Source organism: Spiractinospora alimapuensis (assembly GCF_018437505.1).
In the GTDB taxonomy this organism is placed as follows: Bacteria; Actinomycetota; Actinomycetes; order Streptosporangiales; family Streptosporangiaceae; genus Spiractinospora; species Spiractinospora alimapuensis.
In genome coordinates, this window is the sequence record NZ_CP072467.1 from 5553452 (window position 1) to 5572512 (window position 19061).

Annotated in this window: 16 protein-coding genes and 1 pseudogene; all 17 read left to right on the top strand. The window is 69.0% G+C overall.

The window, feature by feature from the left end:
- The first annotated feature begins 133 nt into the window (after positions 1-133).
- The 17 genes and pseudogenes from J4H86_RS25775 (at position 134) to J4H86_RS27745 (ending at position 18872) form a co-directional block, all read left to right on the top strand.
- Positions 134-538, top strand: a complete 405-nt coding sequence (locus J4H86_RS25775) for a DUF948 domain-containing protein (protein ID WP_236540901.1) — start codon at positions 134-136, stop codon at positions 536-538.
- On the top strand, positions 535-756 hold the full coding sequence (locus J4H86_RS25780; RefSeq protein WP_394356422.1) for a hypothetical protein: 222 nt from the start codon (positions 535-537) through the stop codon (positions 754-756). The genes J4H86_RS25775 and J4H86_RS25780 overlap by 4 nt, the downstream gene beginning before the upstream one ends.
- A gap of 309 nt (positions 757-1065) precedes the next feature.
- Positions 1066-3732, top strand: a complete 2667-nt coding sequence (gene alaS / locus J4H86_RS25785; protein WP_236540902.1) for an alanine--tRNA ligase — start codon at positions 1066-1068, stop codon at positions 3730-3732.
- Positions 3733-3787: 55 nt separating this feature from the next.
- Positions 3788-4270 carry a Holliday junction resolvase RuvX gene (gene ruvX / locus J4H86_RS25790; protein ID WP_236540903.1) on the top strand — a complete coding sequence of 161 codons (483 nt, stop codon included), beginning with the start codon at positions 3788-3790 and terminating at the stop codon, positions 4268-4270.
- Positions 4267-5847: an endolytic transglycosylase MltG gene (mltG, locus tag J4H86_RS25795; RefSeq protein ID WP_236540904.1), complete on the top strand. Its 1581-nt coding sequence runs from the start codon at positions 4267-4269 to the stop codon at positions 5845-5847. Before ruvX ends, mltG begins: the two co-directional genes overlap by 4 nt.
- A gap of 565 nt (positions 5848-6412) precedes the next feature.
- Positions 6413-7297 carry a shikimate dehydrogenase gene (locus J4H86_RS25800; protein ID WP_236540905.1) on the top strand — a complete coding sequence of 295 codons (885 nt, stop codon included), beginning with the start codon at positions 6413-6415 and terminating at the stop codon, positions 7295-7297.
- A gap of 400 nt (positions 7298-7697) precedes the next feature.
- A complete protein-coding gene (gene infC / locus J4H86_RS25805; RefSeq protein WP_236544184.1) occupies positions 7698-8264 on the top strand; it encodes a translation initiation factor IF-3 in 567 nt (188 codons plus the stop codon).
- A gap of 102 nt (positions 8265-8366) precedes the next feature.
- A complete protein-coding gene (gene rpmI, locus J4H86_RS25810) occupies positions 8367-8567 on the top strand; it encodes a 50S ribosomal protein L35 (protein WP_236540906.1) in 201 nt (66 codons plus the stop codon).
- 112 nt (positions 8568-8679) lie between these two features.
- Complete coding sequence (gene rplT / locus J4H86_RS25815) at positions 8680-9063, top strand: 50S ribosomal protein L20 (RefSeq protein WP_236540907.1); 384 nt, start codon at positions 8680-8682, stop codon at positions 9061-9063.
- A gap of 11 nt (positions 9064-9074) precedes the next feature.
- A pseudogene (locus J4H86_RS25820) lies at positions 9075-9886 on the top strand (TrmH family RNA methyltransferase).
- A gap of 371 nt (positions 9887-10257) precedes the next feature.
- Positions 10258-11301 (top strand): sensor histidine kinase, encoded by a 1044-nt coding sequence (locus J4H86_RS25825; protein ID WP_236540908.1) that lies wholly within the window; start codon positions 10258-10260, stop codon positions 11299-11301.
- 117 nt (positions 11302-11418) lie between these two features.
- A complete protein-coding gene (gene pheS / locus J4H86_RS25830; protein WP_236540909.1) occupies positions 11419-12537 on the top strand; it encodes a phenylalanine--tRNA ligase subunit alpha in 1119 nt (372 codons plus the stop codon).
- A complete protein-coding gene (gene pheT / locus J4H86_RS25835) occupies positions 12537-15035 on the top strand; it encodes a phenylalanine--tRNA ligase subunit beta (RefSeq protein WP_236540910.1) in 2499 nt (832 codons plus the stop codon). The genes pheS and pheT overlap by 1 nt, the downstream gene beginning before the upstream one ends.
- Positions 15036-15343: 308 nt before the next feature.
- Complete coding sequence (locus tag J4H86_RS25840) at positions 15344-15940, top strand: TIGR00645 family protein (RefSeq protein WP_236540911.1); 597 nt, start codon at positions 15344-15346, stop codon at positions 15938-15940.
- A 58-nt stretch (positions 15941-15998) separates the two neighbouring features.
- Entirely contained in the window at positions 15999-17042 is a 1044-nt protein-coding gene (gene argC / locus J4H86_RS25845; RefSeq protein WP_236540912.1) for an N-acetyl-gamma-glutamyl-phosphate reductase, read from the top strand.
- A 348-nt stretch (positions 17043-17390) separates the two neighbouring features.
- Positions 17391-18734: an L-lactate MFS transporter gene (locus J4H86_RS25850; protein WP_236540913.1), complete on the top strand. Its 1344-nt coding sequence runs from the start codon at positions 17391-17393 to the stop codon at positions 18732-18734.
- A gap of 30 nt (positions 18735-18764) precedes the next feature.
- Entirely contained in the window at positions 18765-18872 is a 108-nt protein-coding gene (locus J4H86_RS27745; RefSeq protein ID WP_449451340.1) for an MFS transporter small subunit, read from the top strand.
- Positions 18873-19061 lie beyond the last annotated feature (189 nt).

The window sequence follows — 19061 nt, forward strand, 5'->3', positions numbered from 1 at the left end:
ACCGACGACGCGTGAAGCGGTAGGGTCGACCCCAATCCCCGCCCAGTCCGCCGCGACCGTCGCGCGACGCAGCGCCGTGAGGCCGCGACACTGGGCACGACCACCATCGACGTCGCGCTGTGCGGAGCCGCTCATGACCGTGCTGGAACTGGTCGCCTTCATTGGCGTGGTGTTGTTCGCCGTACTCGTGGGAGCTCTCTGTGTCGTCCTGGTGCGGTTCAATCGACTGATCGGTGAAGCCACCCGGGTCGTCGAGGTCCTCGGCGACCGTACGGGCCCGATCCTCGACGACGCCGCCGCGACCGTCGCCCGGACCGGGGAACAGCTCGACCGTGTGGACGAGATCACCGGGAACGTGGCGACCACGTCGGAGGACATCGCGAGCGTCACCGCGTTGACACGGTCGGTGGTGACGGGGCCCCTGGTCAAGGTGGCCTCCTTCTCCTACGCCGTGCGTCAGGTGGTGGGCCAACGTCGCGCCCTGGCGTTGATCCGCACACGCCGTCGGCGTCGGGAACTGGAAGGGCGGCTGCGGTGATGCGGCGTCTGATCTATCTCGCCGTGGGCTTCGCGCTCGGAGGGTACGCGGTGCACCGTCTCAACCGTTCGGCCCGGTCCTGGGGGCCCAACGGGTTGGCGCAGCGGGTCGAGGGCCGGGTGGCCGACTACCGCAGCGGGATCCGGGAACTCGGTGAGGACGTCGCGGATGTCATGGCGGAGCGTGAGTCGGACCTGCGGCGACGTTACGGAGGGTGAGATCGGCCCGCCAAACGTGGCGATCAAGGCCGCGACCGCCGATGGAGTCCTGATAACGTCGTCCCGTCCACAGGCCCGCGGGTGGGGCAACCGCCGCGACAGCGACGTTGGTGACCCTTCGGAGTCGATAGCCTGGTAGGTAGCGGAACGCCTGGTCCGGAGCCTTCCCGACCGGCGTGAGTCCTGCCGACGTCCAACGTCATGGTGTCGCCCGTCCGACCTCGGTGGTCGCGGCCCGCGGACTGGACGTGACGACCGACCAGGTCGGCACCCCGCACGGGGCACACAACCCATGGGAGCGCATTAAAGATGGAGACCGCGGAGATCGCGCGCCGATTCCTGTCCTATTTCGAGGACAACGGCCACGCAGTGGTGCCCTCGGCCAGCCTCGTCGCCGAGGACCCGACACTGCTGCTGGTGAACGCCGGAATGGTGCCGTTCAAACCGTACTTCCTCGGTCAGCGCATCCCCAAGTGGGACCGGGCCACCAGCGTGCAGAAGTGCGTGCGGACCGTCGACATCGACGAGGTCGGCAAGACGTCCCGCCACGCTTCCTTCTTCCAGATGCTCGGGAACTTCTCCTTCGGGGACTACTTCAAGGAGCGCGCGATCCCCCTCGCGTGGGACCTCCTGACCCGTCCCGCCGACGAGGGCGGCTTCGGCCTCCCCGCCGAGCGCCTCTGGGTCACCGTCTACCACGACGACGACGAGGCGGCCGACATCTGGGCCGACAGCGTCGGTGTCGCCCCCGACCGCATCCAGCGGTTCGGCATGGAGGAGAACTACTGGTCCATGGGCGTTCCCGGCCCGTGTGGTCCGTGCTCGGAGATCTTCTGGGACCGGGGCCCCGCGTTCGGCGAGGAGGGGGGTCCCCTGGCCGACGAGGACCGCTACATCGAGCTGTGGAACCTGGTCTTCATGCAGTTCGAGCGGGGACCGGGTGGGGTCAAGAAGGACTACCCCATCCTCGGCGAGCTTCCCAAGAAGAACATCGACACCGGGATGGGGCTGGAGCGTCTCGCCGGCGTCCTGCAGGGCGTCGACAACATCTACGAGACCGACACCCTCGGCCGGATCCTGCACCGCGCCGCGGTCCTGACCGGAACCCGGTACGGCGACCACCACACCTCGGACGTGGGCCTGCGCGTGATCGCCGACCACATGCGCACCGCGACCATGCTCGTGTCCGACGGCGTGCAGCCGAGCAACGAGAAGCGCGGATACGTGCTGCGTCGCATCCTGCGCCGGTCCGTGCGCAACCTGCGGCTGCTCAGCGGTGAGGACCGGAACTACCTGCACGACCTCACCGAGACGTCCATCAACGCGATGGCCGACATCTACCCGGAGCTGCGGACGAAGGCCGACGCGATCCACAACGTGATCGACACCGAGGAGAAGAACTTCGCCGACACCCTCCGGTCGGGCACCACGTTGTTCAACCGGGCGGCGGAACGCACCAAGTCCACCGGCGGAAGCGTGGTGTCGGGTGCCGACGCGTTCCAGCTCCACGACACCTACGGCTTCCCGATCGACCTGACGCTGGAGATGGCGGCGGAACAGGGACTCAGCGTCGACGCCGACGCCTTCGCCGAACTCATGCAGCGTCAGCGCGACGCGGCCAAGGCGGACGCGCGGGCCAAGAAGCAGGGCAACGCCGACCTGAGCACCTACTCCGCGCTGGTGGACAACGCGGGCGCCACCGAGTTCCTCGGCTACAGCGAGTCCGAGGCCGAGGCGCGCGTCCTGGGGATCATCTCCGGCGGGGAATCGGTGCCCGCGGCGCGCGAGGGTGACAAGGTCGAGCTCGTCCTGGACCGCACCCCGTTCTACGCCGAGTCCGGTGGGCAGTTGGCCGACCACGGGACCATCGAGGTCCCCGGGCAGGGGGTCGTCGACATCGCCGACGTCCAGCGCCCCGTCCCGGGGCTCTCCGCCCACCGGGGCACCGTGCGCAGTGGCGTCATCACCCTGGACGACACGGTGCGCGCGGTGATCGACATCGACCGCAGAGCGTCGGTCTCCCGGGCCCACTCGGCGACGCACCTCATCCACTCCGCGCTGCGCAACCTGCTGGGCACCGGCACCGGTCAGGCGGGGTCGGAGAACCAGCCCGGCCGGCTGCGCTTCGACTTCACCGCCAACAGGCAGCTCGGTAACGCCGACCTCGCCCAGGTGGAGGAGGAGGTCAACGCGGTCCTCGCCAACGACATCGAGGTCCGGGACTTCCAGACCACACTGGACGAGGCTCTGTCCATGGGCGCGCTCGCCATGTTCGGCGAGAAGTACGGCGACCGGGTGCGCGTCGTGGAGATGAGCGACTACTCGCGCGAGCTCTGCGGTGGCACCCACGTGAACGCCACCGGACAACTGGGCCTGGTGAAAGTCCTCGGCGAGTCGTCGATCGGCTCCGGTGTGCGACGCGTGGAGGCCGCGGTCGGCATCGACGCCCTGCGTCGGGTCTCGCGGGAGTCGCTTCTGGTCAGCCAGCTCTCCGAACAGCTCAAGGCGCCCCGGGAGGAACTGCCCGAGCGAATCGACGGACTGGTCGGCCGGCTCCGCTCCGCCGAGAAGGAGATCGAGCGCCTGCGCGCCGAGCAGGTGTTGGCGTCCGCGCCGCGTCTGGTGGCAGAGGCACGGGAGCTCGGCGACACGCTGCTCGTCGCCCACCACGCACCCGATGGCACGACAGGCGACGACGCTCGCAGACTCGCCCTGGACGTGCGGGGTAGAATCCCCAGCGATCGTCCCGTTGTCGTCGCTGTCGCGGCGGTGCCGAAGGACCGTCCAGTCGTCGTCGTCGCCACCAACGAGCCCGCGCGCCAGCGCGGATTGCGGGCGGGTGACCTGGTCGGGGTCGCGGCGCGCGCCCTGGGAGGCGGCGGAGGCGGTAAGCCCGACGTCGCTCAAGGCGGTGGCACCGATGCGGGAGCTGTTGACGCGGCGCTGCGTGCCGTCACGGAGGCGGTCGCACAATGACTTCCTGGTTAGAACCGCACGGACCGGTGTGTCCGTGGGGCGGAAGGCACGCCCGTTGAGGCACGGCGTTCGGCTCGCGATCGATCCCGGCGGAACCCGGGTCGGCGTGGCCCGCAGCGATCCCGCGGGGATGCTGGCCACACCGGTACGCACACTGCGTCGGGGCGACGGCGACATCAAGGAGATCGGTGCGCTCGTCGAGGAGCTCGACGTGTGTGAGGTCATCGTCGGCTACCCGGCCTCTCTCTCCGGAGACGAGGGCCCCGCGGCGCGAAAGGCCCGCGGTTACGCCGGTGCCCTGGCCAGCAAGCTGGCCCCGGTTCCGGTCCGGCTGGTTGACGAACGCCTGACCACCGCGACCGCGCAGGCCCAGCTTCTGGGCAGCGCGGGCCACGGGGGGCGCGGCCGTCGCGCTGGGGAGCAGCGACGCGCGGTGGTGGACCAGGCGGCGGCGACAGTCCTGTTGCAGGGGGCGTTAGACACCGAGCGGCGGACGGGGCGGCCGCCCGGCGAACTTGTCGGGAGTCCACTGTCATGAACGGTGCCGGCCATGGCGACCGCGAGTATCGCGGCACCCGACGGCGTACCGAACCCACACCCGAGATCGACCCCGCGGCGGCTCCCGAATGGGAACAGTTCCGGCCACGGGGACGTCGGCACAAGCCACCGACGGACGAGCGCGAAGCGGTGACGCCACCGCCCCCCGCGCCGGCGGCGGCCGAGCCGCGGGCCGCGCGTGCCGGGCAACGTCGCCGCGCCCCAGATCCCGAGTCGGTCTTCACCCCACCGCGTCGAGGCGGACCCGCGCCAACCCCCGACCAGGGGTTCGAGTCCGCTCCGCCGGAACCGCCACAGCCGTCGGTCCCGGACGTACCGGAGCCACCGCCCTACGCCCTACCGGCCGACGGTCCCGCGCAGGAGCCCGAGCGGCACCGCGAAGAGGCACAGCTCGCCTCCCTCGGCTTCGACGGCGAAGACGACGGGGGAGACGAAAGGTCCGGGCGGCGCCGGCCGAAGGACCGATCATCCTCGCGTAAGCGCAAAGGCGGCAAGGCGCGGCCCCGACGTCGCGTGTTCCCGCAGGTTCTCGCGCTCGTCATCCTGCTGGTGTTCGTGGTCGGCGGGGGCGGTGTCGCCGTGATGTGGATGCGCGGCTACTTCGCGCCGCCCGACTTCGAGGGTGACGGTAGTGGCGAGGCGCAGGTCGTGATCGAACCCGGCCAGACGGGGGAGCAGATCGGGGAGATGCTCGTCGCCGAGGGCGTCATCGCCAGCACCCGTGCGTTCACCAACGCGCTGCGGATCGAGGGCGTCAACGACATGCGTCCCGGAACCTACATGCTCCGTCAGGAGATGAGCGCGGAGTCGGCCGTCGGCCTGCTGACGGACCCCGCGGCGCGCATCGGGTTCCAGGTGACGATCCGCGAGGGCCTGCGCCTCACCCAGATCCTGGACGAAGTGCACGAGGCCACCGAGGTGCCGCTGGAGGAGTTCGAGGAGATCGCCGAAGACCCGGAGAGCTTCCTGGAGATGCCCGAGTACGCCGACGCGCGCCTCGACGGGTATCTCTTCCCCGACACCTACACCTTCGAGCCCGACGTCGAAGCGGTGGAGATCCTGCAGAAGATGTTGGACCGCTACGAGGCCGCGAACGAGGAGATCGACTTCGAGGGACGTGCCGAGGAGCGGGGATACGATCCACAGGAGATGATGGGAATCGCCGCGATCGCGCAGGCCGAAGCGGGCAGTGCCGAGGACATGCCCAAGATCTCCCAGGTGGTCTACAACCGGTTGGACGCCAACATGGAACTGGGGATGGACAGCACCTGCTTCTTCGTCATCAACGACTACGGCATCGCTCTCACCGGCGAACAACTGCGAGAGTGTCAGCAATCCGGGAGCGAGTACGCCACCTACGGTCGGGACGGTCTGCCGGCGGGGCCCATCGTCAACCCCGGACTGGACGCGATGAACGCCGCGTTGGACCCTGAGGTCGGGGAGTGGCTGTTCTTCGTGACCACGGACCCGGAAAACGGGATCACGGAGTTTGCGGAGACCGAGGCGGAGTTCGACGAGTTGGTGCGGCGCTTCCGTGAGACGCAGGAGGCGGAGTGAACGGGGGCGGATCCGGAAAACGGACTCTGCTGCGGTGTTCGCTGAGACCGAGGCGGAGTTCGACGAGTTGGTGCGGCGGTTCCGTGAGACGCAGGAGGCGGAGTGAACGGGGGCGGATCCGGAAAACGGACTCTGCTGCGGTGTTCGCTGAGACCGAGGCGGAGTTCGATGAGCTGGTGCGGCGCTTCCGTGAGACGCAGGAGGCGGAGTGAACGGGGGCGGATCCGGAAAACGGACTCTGCTGCGGTGTTCGCTGAGACCGAGGCGGAGTTCGACGAGTTGGTGCGGCGCTTCCGTGAGACGCAGGAGGCGGAGTGAACGGGGGCGGATCCGGAAAACGGACTCTGCTGCGGTGTTCGCTGAGACCGAGGCGGAGTTCGATGAGCTGGTGCGGCGGTTCCGCGAGACGCAGGAGGCGGAGTGAACGCGAGTGTGCGCCGGTGTTTGTCGGGTTCGAGGTGGGGTGAGCGCGGATCCGGAGAACGGGCTGTGTCGCGATGTTCGCGGAGACCGAGGCGGAGTTCGACGAGTTGGTGCGGCGCTTCCGTGAGACGCAGGAGGCGGAGTGAACGCGGGTGAGAACGGGGTGCGAACCGGGGTTCGCCAGGCAGCCGTGCTGGGGTCACCCATCGGGCACAGCCTCTCGCCCGTCCTGCACACGGCGGCCTACCAGGCGATGGGCATCGCGGACCGGTGGTCCTACGTCGCCCAGGAGTGCACCGAGCCTGAGCTCGCGCACTGGCTGGACTCCCGCGACGAGAGCTGGGCCGGTGTCTCGCTCACCATGCCGCTGAAGCGGCACGCCATGTCCCTGGTGGACTGGTGCGACCCGGTTGGTCGTGAGGTAGGCGGAATCAACACGGTGGTGTTCACCTCCGCCGGGCGTCGTGGGTACAACACCGACGTGAGCGGGATCGTCGCCGCGATTCGGTCCGTGGGGGTGCGCTCGGTCCGCTCCGTCACGGTGCTGGGGGCGGGAGCCACCGCGGCGTCGACGATCGTCGCCATGCGGACACTGGGCGTTGAGGACCCGGTCACGGTACTGGCGCGGGACCTCACTCGCACCGACGCGCCGCGCGCCGCCGGGGAACGGGCCGGGGTGCCGGTGCGGTTCGCGCCGCTCACCGACATCGCCGATCACCTGGACGTGGACCTCGTCGTCTCGACGCTGCCTGCGGGGGGCGCCGACGCGATCGCGCCGATCGTCGCGGACAGCCCCGCCGCCGTGTTCGACGTCGCCTACGGAGCGGAGCCGACCACACTCGTCCGGGCGGTCACCAGCCGGGGGCGTCCCGCGGCCGAGGGATTCACGATGTTGCTGCATCAGGCATGCGCCCAGGTCGAGCTGATGACAGGACTCCCCGCACCGCTGGACGCGATGCGACGTGCTGGAGAGGCCACGCTGCGACGCGAGGATCCAACCAGCCATGGCACCGCGAGGGGGCGCTGACACCCGCGCGGGTGCCCCCAGAGCGCATATGGCGCGAGGGAGTCGGATCCGCGCGGCTCGGACGAATTCCCCGCCCGGCGCAGTTGGTCGGCCTCGGCGGCGCGCATGGTATCGTGAGAGGCGAAACTTAGTCTGGACAACGCAGCACGACAGGTCCAGACGCGTAAGCGGAGGAGATCCTCCCACCTGGCGGGACGAACCCGTTCCAGGTCTCGGTCCGGAACCCTGTGGTGTTCCGCCGCCCAGTGCTGTCGCTGGGCGCCGCCGATGGATCAACCCCGCTTGCGTTATCGCTGGCGGGGTTTCTGTGTTGTTGGACCCACACAGACCCCACCCATGATCGACCACCTAATAGTGAGGGAGGGGTCCCATCACCGCTGAGCCCCGCATCAACGACCGTATCCGCGTCGCCGAGGTCCGTCTTGTCGGTCCTAATGGCGAGCAGGTCGGAATTGTTCCGGTCGGTGACGCTCTTCGGCTTGCGCAGGAAGCCGAACTCGACCTGGTCGAGGTAGCTCCGACCGCGCGGCCGCCCGTCTGCAAGCTCATGGACTACGGAAAGTTCAAGTACGAGTCGGCGGTCAAGGCCCGCGAGGCGCGCAAGAACCAGGCGAACACGATCATCAAGGAGATCAAGCTTCGGCCGAAGATCGACCCGCACGACTACGAGACCAAGAAGGGTCACGTCGTGCGGTTCCTGAAGGCCGGGGACAAGGTCAAGGTGACGATCATGTTCCGTGGTCGGGAGCAGTCCCGGCCCGAGTTGGGGTTCCGTCTGCTCCGCCGGCTGGCGCAGGACATCGAGGACCTCGGTCAGGTGGAATCTCAGCCCAAGCAGGACGGGCGCAACATGGTCATGGTCGTGGGTCCGCACAAGCGTCGCTCCGAACGAGGTGGCGGCCGCGGCGGTGGCGGCAAGTCCCGCGCCGCGGAACCCGCGCCCGCCCAGGCCGAGCAAACTAGCTGAGTCCAGTTCAGTTCCGGCTTCTTCCCCGCCGGATTGGCAAGTACGTACGGTGCTCTGGCCCACGTGTGCCCAGACACCTCCACGAGAGGAGACGACGGCCTCATGCCGAAAGGTCCCAAGAACAAGACCCACAGCGGTGCCAAGAAGCGCTTCCGTGTGACCGGCTCCGGTCGCATCATGCGTCGTCAGGCCAGCCGGGCGCACTACAACGAGCACAAGCCCTCGAAGCGCACGCGGCGTCTGAAGGACGAGGTCGTGCTGGCTCCGAGCGACGTCAAGGCGATCAAGAACCTGCTCACCTGAGCGTCTGACAGCACCACCCCCAACCGCGGCGGGTCGGACCGGCCAGCCGTAGGAGACACGTGCGGGGCGTCAGACGCCAAGCACCCGAAGAAACGTTCGTGAGGGAGTCACAGTGGCACGCGTGAAGCGAGCGCTCAACGCCAAGAAGAAGCGCAGGGTAGTCCTCGAGCGCGCGAAGGGTTACCGCGGTCAGCGGTCACGCCTGTACCGCAAGGCCAAGGAGCAGATGCTCCACTCGATGACCTATTCCTACCGGGACCGCAAGGACCGCAAGGGCCAGTTCCGGCGTTTGTGGATCCAGCGCATCAACGCGGCCGCGCGTGCGAACGGGCTGACCTACAACCGTTTCATGCAGGGGCTGAAGGCCGCGGACATCGACCTCGACCGTCGTGTCCTCGCCGAGCTCGCCGTGAACGACCCGGCCGCCTTCACGGCCCTGGTCGAGAGCGCCAAGAAGGCCCTGCCGGAGCTGCCGGCCGCCTCCGCCGCGGCCTGAGTCGGTCGGAAATGGCGGGTCACGAGTTCACGAGCCTGCGGTCACCGCGCATCAAGGCAGCTCGGCGGCTCGCCAAACGCACTTTTCGATCACGCGAGCGGCGCTTCCTCGCGGAGGGCCCCCAGGCGGTGCGGGAGGCTCTCGCGAGAGACGGTGTCGTCGAGGAACTCTTCGCCGTTCCCGACGCCCAGCAGCGCTACGAGGACCTGATCGCGCTCGCCCACCACGGGGACGTCCCCGTCAGTTGGGTGAGCCGGAGGTCATGAGTGGTCTCGCGCAGACCGTCACCCCTCAGGGTGTGGTGGCGGTCTGCCGTTTCATCGACGTCCCGCTTCCGTCACGGCCGACAGCCGACCTGGTCGTCGTGTTGTCCCACGTCCGTGACCCGGGGAACGCGGGAACCGTCCTGCGCACGGCGGACGCCGCCGGCGCCGGACTCGTCGTCTTCACCGACGCCTCCGTGGACCCCTACAACGGCAAGTGCGTCCGCGCCTCGGCCGGCAGCCTGTTCCACGTGCCCGTGGTGATGGGGTGTCCGCTGGAGGAGGCCGCGGCCATGCTCCGTGCCAGTGGGCACCGCGTGTTGGGCGCCGACCACGCCGGAGCCGCCGACCTCCACAGTGAGGCGGAGTCGGGTGCCCTGCGCGCGCCCACCGCCTGGGTCTTCGGCAACGAGGCCTGGGGCTTGCCCGAGACGGCCCGCGCGACGTGCGACGAGATCGTCAGCGTGCCGATCTACGGGGAAGCCGAGAGCCTCAACCTGGCCACGGCCGCTGCCGTGTGCCTGTACGCCACGGCCCGGGAACAACGTCGCCCACGCTGACCCTGGCCGAACGGACGACCCTCACGCCGTCCACCGTCCCAAGCGTGGTCCGCCGGAACGGCCACACCACCTCTCGAGCCTAGGGCCCGGTTGACACACGGGGACGTTCGTGGCCCGGTCATCGGGGCCCGCCCGGACGTGGCCGCCGTCGCGGTCCCTCGGCGCGGCTCGGTCACGGTCCTCGGCGCGCGCGTCCGCCCCAGGAACCAAGTTAGGAATTGCGGTGCGGAGAGCCCGTCGCTTCGATAAGGTCAAGTCTGGGTTCCAGTGGAGGCGTGGCCGAGGCTCCTTGTCGTCACGCGTGGGCACTCGCCTGGGGAGGGCCGACTGTGGGCGCTGATCCGTCAGCACGCCACGCCGATGGACGCGACGTGGCTGGCGAGGCTGATGTGTTCACGCCCGACGAACTTCCCGACGGACTCGTGGTGGTCAACGACCAGGGCCGTGTCAGCCTGTTCAACCGCGAGGCCGGCCTCATCACCGGGCTGAAGCCCAAGGAGGTCCTCGGGGAGCCCGCCGCCGTGGTGCTCCCGCTCTACGACGCCGGTGGACGTGACTGGTGGCAGTGCGGCAACTATCACCACGTCGTCCCCGCGCGGACCCGACACCCCGAGCGCAGCCTCCACCTGGTGGACGGAACCGAGGTCCTGGTGACAGGACGGTGTGTCCGGGACGACACCGGAGCGACCATCCGCCTCGTGCTGACCCTGCGCAGCGTGGAGGAACGTCAAGAGCACGTCCGGGACCAGGCGGAGCTCGTCTCCACCGTCGCCCACGAGCTGCGTTCTCCCCTCACCAGTGTGAAGGGCTTCACCGCGACCCTGCTCACGAAGTGGGACCGCCTCACAGAGAAGCAGCGGATCTTCATGCTGCGCACCATCAACGCCGACGCCGACCGGGTGACCCGATTGATCACGGAGCTGTTGGACGTCTCCCGTATTGAGTCGGGACGACTGGAGCTACGCCGGCAGTTGGTCGACCTTCCCGCGCGGGCGCGCAGCGCGATCGCGGGGCGCGTCGCCTCGGGCGACGAGGAGGAGCGGTTCCGGTTGGAGATTCGCGGCCCCCTCCCGGAGATGTGGCTTGACCTGGACAAGATCGACCAGGTTCTGAGCAACCTCACGGAGAATGGGGTCCGGCACGGCGCTGGTACGGTGAGCATTACGGTCGAGCCGTGCGAGGAAGGAGCAGCGGTGTCGGTGCGCGACGAGGGCGAGGGGATCCCCGCGGACGAAGTGTCGCGTGTCTTCCGCCAGTTCTGGCGTGGTGAGCGCCGTGGCGGCACCGGTCTGGGCCTGTTCATCGTGAAGGGGCTCGTTGAAGCGCACGGCGGAACCATCTCGGTCGGGCGCGCGCCCACGGGTGGCGCCGAGTTCCGATTTACCTTGCCCGCCGGCACCCCCGAGTTCGTCTGAACAAGGGCGGAGCGGCGGGCAGCTCCCAGTTCTGGCCCTGTCCGATCGGGTTCGGTGCCGCGCGCACGCGGACCCTGGCGGCCGTCGGCCTGTGCGCGACGGCGAGGCGATCACATCATGTCTGCACCCAACAGTTCCTATGATCCGGTTGAGGTCACTCCGCTGCATCCCGAGGAGGTCGACCGCATGCGGGCCGAAGCGCTCGCGGCGATCACCGCGGCCAACGACCTCGGCGAGCTGAAGGAAGTCCGGCTCGCCCACGCCGGAGACCGTTCACCCCTGGCCCTGGCCAACCGCGAGATCGGCGCGTTGCCGCCGACGGCACGCAAGGAGGCCGGACAGCGTGTCGGCACCGCGCGCCGCGACGTCTCCGACGCCCTGAAGCGGAGGGAGGCCGACCTCGAGGCCGAGCGCGACGCCCGCGTCCTGGTGGAGGAGGCCGTCGACGTCACCCTGCCCTGGGACCGGACGCCGCGCGGGGGTCGGCACCCCGTCACCACCATCGCCGACCGGATGGCGGACATCTTCGTCGGTATGGGCTTCGAGGTGGTCGAGGGGCCCGAGATCGAGGCCGAGTGGTTCAACTTCGACGCCCTGAACTTCCTCCCCGACCATCCCGCGCGGGCGATGCAGGACACCTTCTACGTCGCCGACGACGAGGGCGGTGAGTCGGGGCGCCTGCTGCGGACACACACCTCACCGGTCCAGGTGCGGGCCCTGCTCGACCGAGAGCTGCCGGTCTACGTGGTGGCTCCCGGTAAGACGTTCCGCACCGACGAGCTGGACGCCACCCACACGCCGGTGTTCCACCAGCTCGAGGGCTTGGTGGTTGATCGCGGCATCACCATGGCGCACCTGCGGGGCGCGATGGACGCATTCGTCGCCGGCATGTTCGGCGCCGGACTGGCGACCCGGTTCCGCGCGTCCTACTTCCCCTTCACCGAGCCCTCGGGCGAGGTCGACATGCAGTGCTTCGTGTGTCGGGGGGCCTCCGTGGGCGACCCGGACGCTCCCTGCCGCACCTGCTCGTCCGAGGGGTGGATCGAGCTCGGAGGGTGTGGGCTCGTCAACCCGCGCGTCCTGCGGGCCGCGGGAGTCGACCCCGACGTGTACAGCGGTTGGGCCTTCGGCGTGGGTGTCGAGCGCACCCTGATGTTCTCGCAGGGGATCGCCGACATGCGGGACATGGTCGAAGGTGACGTGCGGTTCACCCGCGCCTACGGGATGGAGATCTGATGCGCGTTCCAGTGTCCTGGCTTCGGGACTACGTGGACATCCCGGAGAGCACGACGGGCCGCGACCTGGCCGCCGCCCTCACCCTCGCGGGACTGGAGGTCGAGACGGTCGAGGACACCGCCGCCGGGATCGACGGATCCCTCGTCGTGGGCACGGTGCTGGCCATCGAGGAACTGACCGGCTTCAAGAAGCCGATCCGGTACTGCCAGGTGGACGTCGGCGACGCCAACGGTACGGGTGAACCCCAGAACGTCATCTGCGGCGCCGTCAACTTCGCGGTCGGCGACAACGTGATCGTCGTGCTCCCCGGATCCACCCTGCCCGGCGGATTCGCCGTCGGCGCCCGCAAGACCTACGGCCGCATGTCCGAGGGCATGATCTGTTCCGCGAAGGAACTGGGCATGTGGGAGGAACACGCCGGCATCCTCGTGCTCGGGGACGCCGCGCCCGCACCCGGGACCGACGCGGTGCGCTACCTCGAACTCGACGACGAGGTACTGGACATCGCGGTGACGCCCGACCGCGGGTACGCCCTGTCACTGCGTGGCGTGGCCCGCGAGGTCGCCGTCCTCTACGGTCTCGACTTCCGTGACCCGGCGGAGCTGGTGGTGGACGCCTCGGAGGAGGATAGCTACCCCGCCGAGGTGGAGGCCCCCGAGGCCTGCTCCCATTACGTGTTGCGCGCCGTCCGTGATTTCGACCCCGACGCCGAGTCGCCGCTGTGGATGAAACACCGACTGGCCAAGGGCGGGGTTCGGCCCATCTCGCTGGCGGTGGACGTCACGAACTACGTCATGTTGGAGCTCGGGCAGCCGCTGCACGCGTGGGACCGCCGCGCGCTCAAGGGCCCGCTCCGGGTGCGCCTGGGACATGCGGGGGAGACCCTGGAAACCCTGGACCACGTCACCCGGTCCCTGGACACCGACGACATCCTGATCTGTGACGACACCGGGCCGGTGAACATCGCCGGCGTCATGGGCGGACTGACCACCGAGATCGGGCCGACCTCCACCGACGTCGTGATCGAGGCCGCGCACTTCGAGGCCGCCCACATCGGCCGCACCTCCCGCCGCCACAAGCTCAGCTCGGAGTCCTCCCGACGGTTCGAGCGCGGTGTGGACAACGCCGTGCAGGAGGTGGCCGCGACCCGCGCGGTGCGACTCCTCGCCGACCTCGGTGGAGCGGTGCTGGAGCCCGGGATGACGGTCGTGGACAACACGTCGCCCCCCGCCACGATCTCGGTGGCCGAGAGCCACGCCGCCGCCGTGTCGGGAGTTGACTACGCTCCCGGGACCTCCCAGCGGCGGTTGCGCCAGATCGGGTGCACCGTGGAGGAACTTGGCGAGGAGTTGCGGGTCACGCCGCCCAGTTGGCGGCCAGACCTCACCGACGTCAACGACTTCGCCGAGGAGGTCGTGCGGCTCGAGGGCTACGACCTGATCCCCTCCGTCCCGCCGCGCGCACCGGCGGGTCGTGGCCTCACCCCTTCCCAGCGCCTCCGGCGTGGCGTCGGTCGGACCTTGGCGGAGTCCGGCTTGGTGGAGGTCCTGAACTATCCCTTCATCGGGGAACGCGACTTCGACGCGCTGCAGTTGCCGGCGACCGACGAGCGTCGCCGCGCCAACCGCCTCGCCAACCCGCTCAGCGAGGACGAGCCGCTGCTGCGTACCACTCTGCTGCCGGGCCTGTTCACGACCGTGACGCGCAACGTCGGTCGAGGCTTCCCCGACGTGGCGCTGTTCGAGCTGGGCCTGGTGTACCGCCCGCGCGCCGGACAGCCCTCCGTGGCGCCGGTCCTTCCGGTGGACCGGGGGCCTTCGGCGGCGGAACTGGAGTCGATCGCCGCGGCGCTGCCCGACCAGCCTCGAATGGTGGGCGCCGTGCTGACGGGTGACCTCCAACCCGCCGGCTGGTGGGGTGAGGGGCGGCCGGCGATCTGGGCCGACGCGATCGCGGTCGCACGACAGGTGGCGCGAATCGCGAACGTGGACCTACGGGCCGTCGCCGCGAGCTACGAACCGTGGCACCCCGGGCGCTGCGCCGCGCTCTACGCGACACTTCCCGACGGTGCGGAGGTGCTCGTGGGGCACGCCGGGGAGTTGCACCCCCGGACGGTGAGCGCCTTCGGTCTCCCCGAGCGTACGGTCGCCATGGAACTCAACCTCGACCTCGTGGAGCGGGCCCGCCAGACGGTGAGTCCACCTCGCGTGTCGTCCTTCCCGGTCGCCACGCAGGACATCGCTCTCGTCGTCGACGCGGGCACCCCGGCGGGGGACGTCGCACGTACGCTGCGCGAGGGCGCTGGGAATCTTCTCGAGGATCTGCGGCTCTTCGACGTGTTCAGTGGGGAACAGGTCGGCGAGGGCAAGAAGTCCCTCGCCTACACCCTGCGTTTCCGCGCCGCCGACCGGACCCTGACCGGTGAGGAGGTCGCCGTGGCCCGCGACGCCGCCGTCGCGGCGGCGACCGAGCGCTTCGGGGCGGCACTGCGGTCCTGACCGGGGCTTCCACCTGGATCGCGCCGGACGCGCCTCGTGTGACGAGTTGGCCACCGACACCCCGTGTCGGTGGCTAATGGCGTCCCGGCGGGCGGGTTCTCGGTCCCGCGTGGGGACGAGCACCCGGAGTCGTGGGGTGACCACTTGTGGCAAACCGGCGTGTGGCGGCCGGCCTCCCGGATCATGCCAGGTGACAGGGGCGGTGCCGTCTCTGGGAGGACCGCGACCGTCCGGTCATGGCACCACCGCGCACTACTCTAGGGACGTTTCCCCTCAGACATCCCCCCTGTCGCAGGAAGTCCACAGGTATGCCACAAATCGCGTCCGTGCCGGGTCTGGACCGCCGTCACCTCGGCTACGTGATGTTCGTGAGTCGTTGGTTGCAGGCCCCGTTGTACTTGGGGCTGATCGTGGCGCAGGCTCTCTACGTCTGGGTGTTCGTGCAGGACGTGTGGCATCTCGTCCTGGAGGCGTTCCACGGCAGACTCGACGAGACCTCCGTGATGTTGATCGTCCTCGGGCTGGTGGACGTCGTCATGATCGCCAACCTCCTCATCATGGTGATCATCGGTGGCTACGAGACGTTCGTGTCGAAGGTGAAGGTGCGCGGGCACCCGGACGAGCCGCAGTGGTTGGACCACATCAACCCCAACATCCTCAAGGTGAAGCTGGCGATGGCGATCGTGGGCATCTCCTCGATCCACCTGTTGCAGACGTTCATCGAGGCGGGGGAGAAGGAACCGCACACGCTGTTCTGGCAGACGATGATCCATCTGACCTTCGTCGCCTCCGCGTTGGCCCTCGCCGTGATCGATCGGATCCTGCTGCCGCCACCGGCGCCGGCGCGGGATCAGGACGGTGCCGCCGCGGATCCCGAGACACCTGATCGAGTGTCTATGCAGTGATTTGCATAAATTTACATCCTCCTCCATGATGTGCGGAGACGATGCGCGAGGAGGGTTCATGACTTGGTCGGCCGCGGTTGCTGGTGCCAGCGGGTACGCGGGCGGTGAGGTGCTTCGGTTGCTGTTGGGGCACCCGGAGTTCGCGATCGGTACCGTGAGCGCCGCCAGCAGCGCTGGCAGTCGGTTGGGCGAACACCAGCCGCACCTGCCGGACCTGGCGGACCGGACCATCGCGGAGACGAACGTCGAGACCCTCTCCGGGCACGACGTCGTCTTCCTCGCGCTCCCACACGGCCAGTCGGGCGTCATCGCGCACGCGCTGCGTGAGCGCGGAGAGAGCCCACTGATCGTGGACTGCGGTGCCGACTTCCGACTGAGCGACGCCGCCGCGTGGGAGACCTTCTACGGTTCCCCGCACGCGGGGACCTGGCCCTATGGGCTGCCGGAGCTTCCGGGGGCGCGGGCGGCGCTGGCCGGAACCGACCGGATCGCGGTCCCGGGATGCCACGTCACCACCGCCACGTTGGCCCTGATGCCGGGTGTGCGCAGTGGTCTGGTGGATCCGGTGGCCACCATCGTTTCGGTGACGGGCACCTCGGGTGCGGGGAAGGCGCCCAAGGCCCATCTCATCGGCAGTGAGGTCATGGGCTCGGTGAGTCCGTACGGAGTGGGCGGAACGCACCGTCACCTCCCCGAGATCGTGCAGAACCTCCGCCACGTGGCCACCGGTCCCGACGAGCCCCGTGTCTCCTTCACCCCGGTTCTGGCGCCGATGTCGCGGGGGATCCTCGCGACCTGCACCGTTCCCCTTCGTAGCGGGGCGACCCTGGACACCCTGCGCCGCGCCTACGAGGACCAGTACGCCGACGAGCCGTTCGTGCACTTCCTGCCCGCCGGAACGTGGCCGACGACGGCGATGACCGCCGGCGCGAACACGTGCTACGTCCAGATCGCGGTGGACGAGGCCGCGGGGCAGCTCGTCGCGATCGCCGCGCTGGACAACCTGACCAAGGGCACCGCGGGGGCGGCGCTGCAGAGCGCGAACATCGCCCTCGGCCTGCCCGAGGCCACCGGCCTCCCCAGCGCGGGCCTGGCCCCGTAGGCCATGCGGCTCCTGGTGACACGCACGGTCACCAGGAGTCTTCGCTCACCCGAAACACTCCCGTGGGTGGCGAACGATCACGGCTGGTTATGGAACGGTCGCTGCCCTCGACGGATCCATACGGTACGTGTGGCGTACCACGGAGCTCCGTCCGGGTGAGTCGTGATCCCCGTGGGTTCCACCGTCCGACTCGCCGGCGGCCTCGCCACCACCGTCACACAAGTTCTCCGCCGCCCCGTGGTCGCGCCGGACCGGGACGAAAGGGCGACATGTAATAACTTGTGGTTATGGAAGATGCTATGGAATCTATTTGCCATGATCGTCGGTAGGTCGGGAAAATCATGATTCATGCTGACATTCCTGGACCGCGAACGGTCCGTGGCCCCGCATGGATTCAATCGCTGGTTGATCCCGCCCGCCGCACTGGCGGTCCACCTGTCGATCGGACAGGTGTACGCCTTCAGTGTCTTCAACAACCCACTCGCTGAGCGTTTCGGCACCCAGCAAACCCCCATCGCCGTCATTTTCAGTATCTCGATCGTCATGCTCGGCCTGTCCGCCGCATTCGGTGGAAAATGGGTCGAACGGAATGGCCCACGCAAGGCCATGTTCGTTTCCGGGTTGTGCTGGGTTTCCGGATTCCTGGTGAGCGCGGTCGGTGTCGCGACCGGCCAACTGTGGCTCGTGTACCTGGGATACGGGTTCATCGGAGGCATCGGCCTGGGGATCGGGTACATCTCCCCGGTCTCGACGCTCATCAAGTGGTTCCCAGACCGTCCCGGCCTCGCCACGGGCATGGCCATCATGGGCTTCGGCGGCGGCGCCCTCATCGCCTCACCGCTCTCCGACGCGCTGATGAACGCGCTGGGTGCCAGCCCCTCCGAGGCGATCGTTCCCACATTCCTCGTCCTGGCGGGGGCCTACCTCGTCGCGATGATGCTCGGCGCCGCCACGGTCCGCGTACCTCCCCCCGGCTGGACGCCGCAGGGCACGCCGGCCGACGCCGACCGCCCCAAGAAGGACCCGGCCACCGAGGGAGTATCGGTCGAGGACGCGTTCCGCACCCGCCAGTTCTGGCTGTGCTGGATCGTGCTCTTCTGCAACGTCACCGCCGGAATCGGCATCCTGCAGCAGGCCGCGCCGATGATCCAGGACTACTTCCCCGCGGTCACCGCCGCCGCGGCCGCGGGCTTCGTCGGGGTGCTCTCCCTGTGCAACATGGGTGGCCGGTTCATCTGGTCCTCGACCTCCGACATCATCGGGCGCAAACCCACCTACATCATGTACCTCGGTGTGGGCGCCGTCCTCTACCTGCTCGTCCTCACGTTCGGTACGAGCTCCGTAGTGCTGTTCGTGGCGCTGACCGGGATCATCCTGACCTTCTACGGCGGTGGCTTCGCCACGGTGCCGGCCTATCTGAAGGACCTGTTCGGCTCCCGCAACGTCGGCGCGATCCACGGCCGTCTGCTCACGGCCTGGTCCGCCGCGGGTGTCGCCGGCCCCCTGATCGTGAGCGCGATCGCCGACCACCAGAAGGACGCCGGATATGAAGGCGCGGACGTCTACACCCTGTCGCTGCAGGTCATGATCGGGGTCATGGTGGTGGGCTTCATCGCCAACATGCTGATCCGCCCCATGGCCGAGCGGGCGAAGAACACTCGTGGCGACACCCGCGTCGCCACGGAGGTCTAGGTCATCGAGAGGTCGGAGAGGAGCGCGGCAATGGGATCCACCCTCGCGTCCAGTGTGTTGTGGGTGCTCGTGATCGCTGCCCTGGGCTACGGAGTCGTCATGACGGCGATCCAGGCCGCGGCACTGTTCACGGCGTAACCGGAGGAGGCCTCGGTCGCCGGGCCGCTGGGATCGCGGTGTGTGGCGCGCCCACCCCGCGATCGTCCGGGTGGTCGGCGGCAGGGGCCTCTCCATCGCGGCCAGGAATCAGGACGCCCGCCCCGCGAAGAGAGCGGGACAAGGCGCGACCTGACGACGGTCGCGGGCGATCCGAGACACTGAGGGGCC

Excerpts from the sequence above, each read along its gene's own strand:
- J4H86_RS25775 (WP_236540901.1), top strand. The coding sequence starts at position 134 with ATGACCGTGCTGGAACTGGTCGCCTTCATTGGCGTGGTGTTGTTCGCC.
- alaS (WP_236540902.1), top strand. The coding sequence starts at position 1,066 with ATGGAGACCGCGGAGATCGCGCGCCGATTCCTGTCCTATTTCGAGGAC.
- mltG (WP_236540904.1), top strand. The coding sequence starts at position 4,267 with ATGAACGGTGCCGGCCATGGCGACCGCGAGTATCGCGGCACCCGACGG.
- rpmI (WP_236540906.1), top strand. The coding sequence starts at position 8,367 with ATGCCGAAAGGTCCCAAGAACAAGACCCACAGCGGTGCCAAGAAGCGC.
- pheS (WP_236540909.1), top strand. The coding sequence starts at position 11,419 with ATGTCTGCACCCAACAGTTCCTATGATCCGGTTGAGGTCACTCCGCTG.
- pheT (WP_236540910.1), top strand. The coding sequence starts at position 12,537 with ATGCGCGTTCCAGTGTCCTGGCTTCGGGACTACGTGGACATCCCGGAG.
- J4H86_RS25840 (WP_236540911.1), top strand. The coding sequence starts at position 15,344 with ATGCCACAAATCGCGTCCGTGCCGGGTCTGGACCGCCGTCACCTCGGC.
- argC (WP_236540912.1), top strand. The coding sequence starts at position 15,999 with ATGACTTGGTCGGCCGCGGTTGCTGGTGCCAGCGGGTACGCGGGCGGT.
- J4H86_RS25850 (WP_236540913.1), top strand. The coding sequence starts at position 17,391 with ATGCTGACATTCCTGGACCGCGAACGGTCCGTGGCCCCGCATGGATTC.
- J4H86_RS27745 (WP_449451340.1), top strand. The coding sequence starts at position 18,765 with ATGGGATCCACCCTCGCGTCCAGTGTGTTGTGGGTGCTCGTGATCGCT.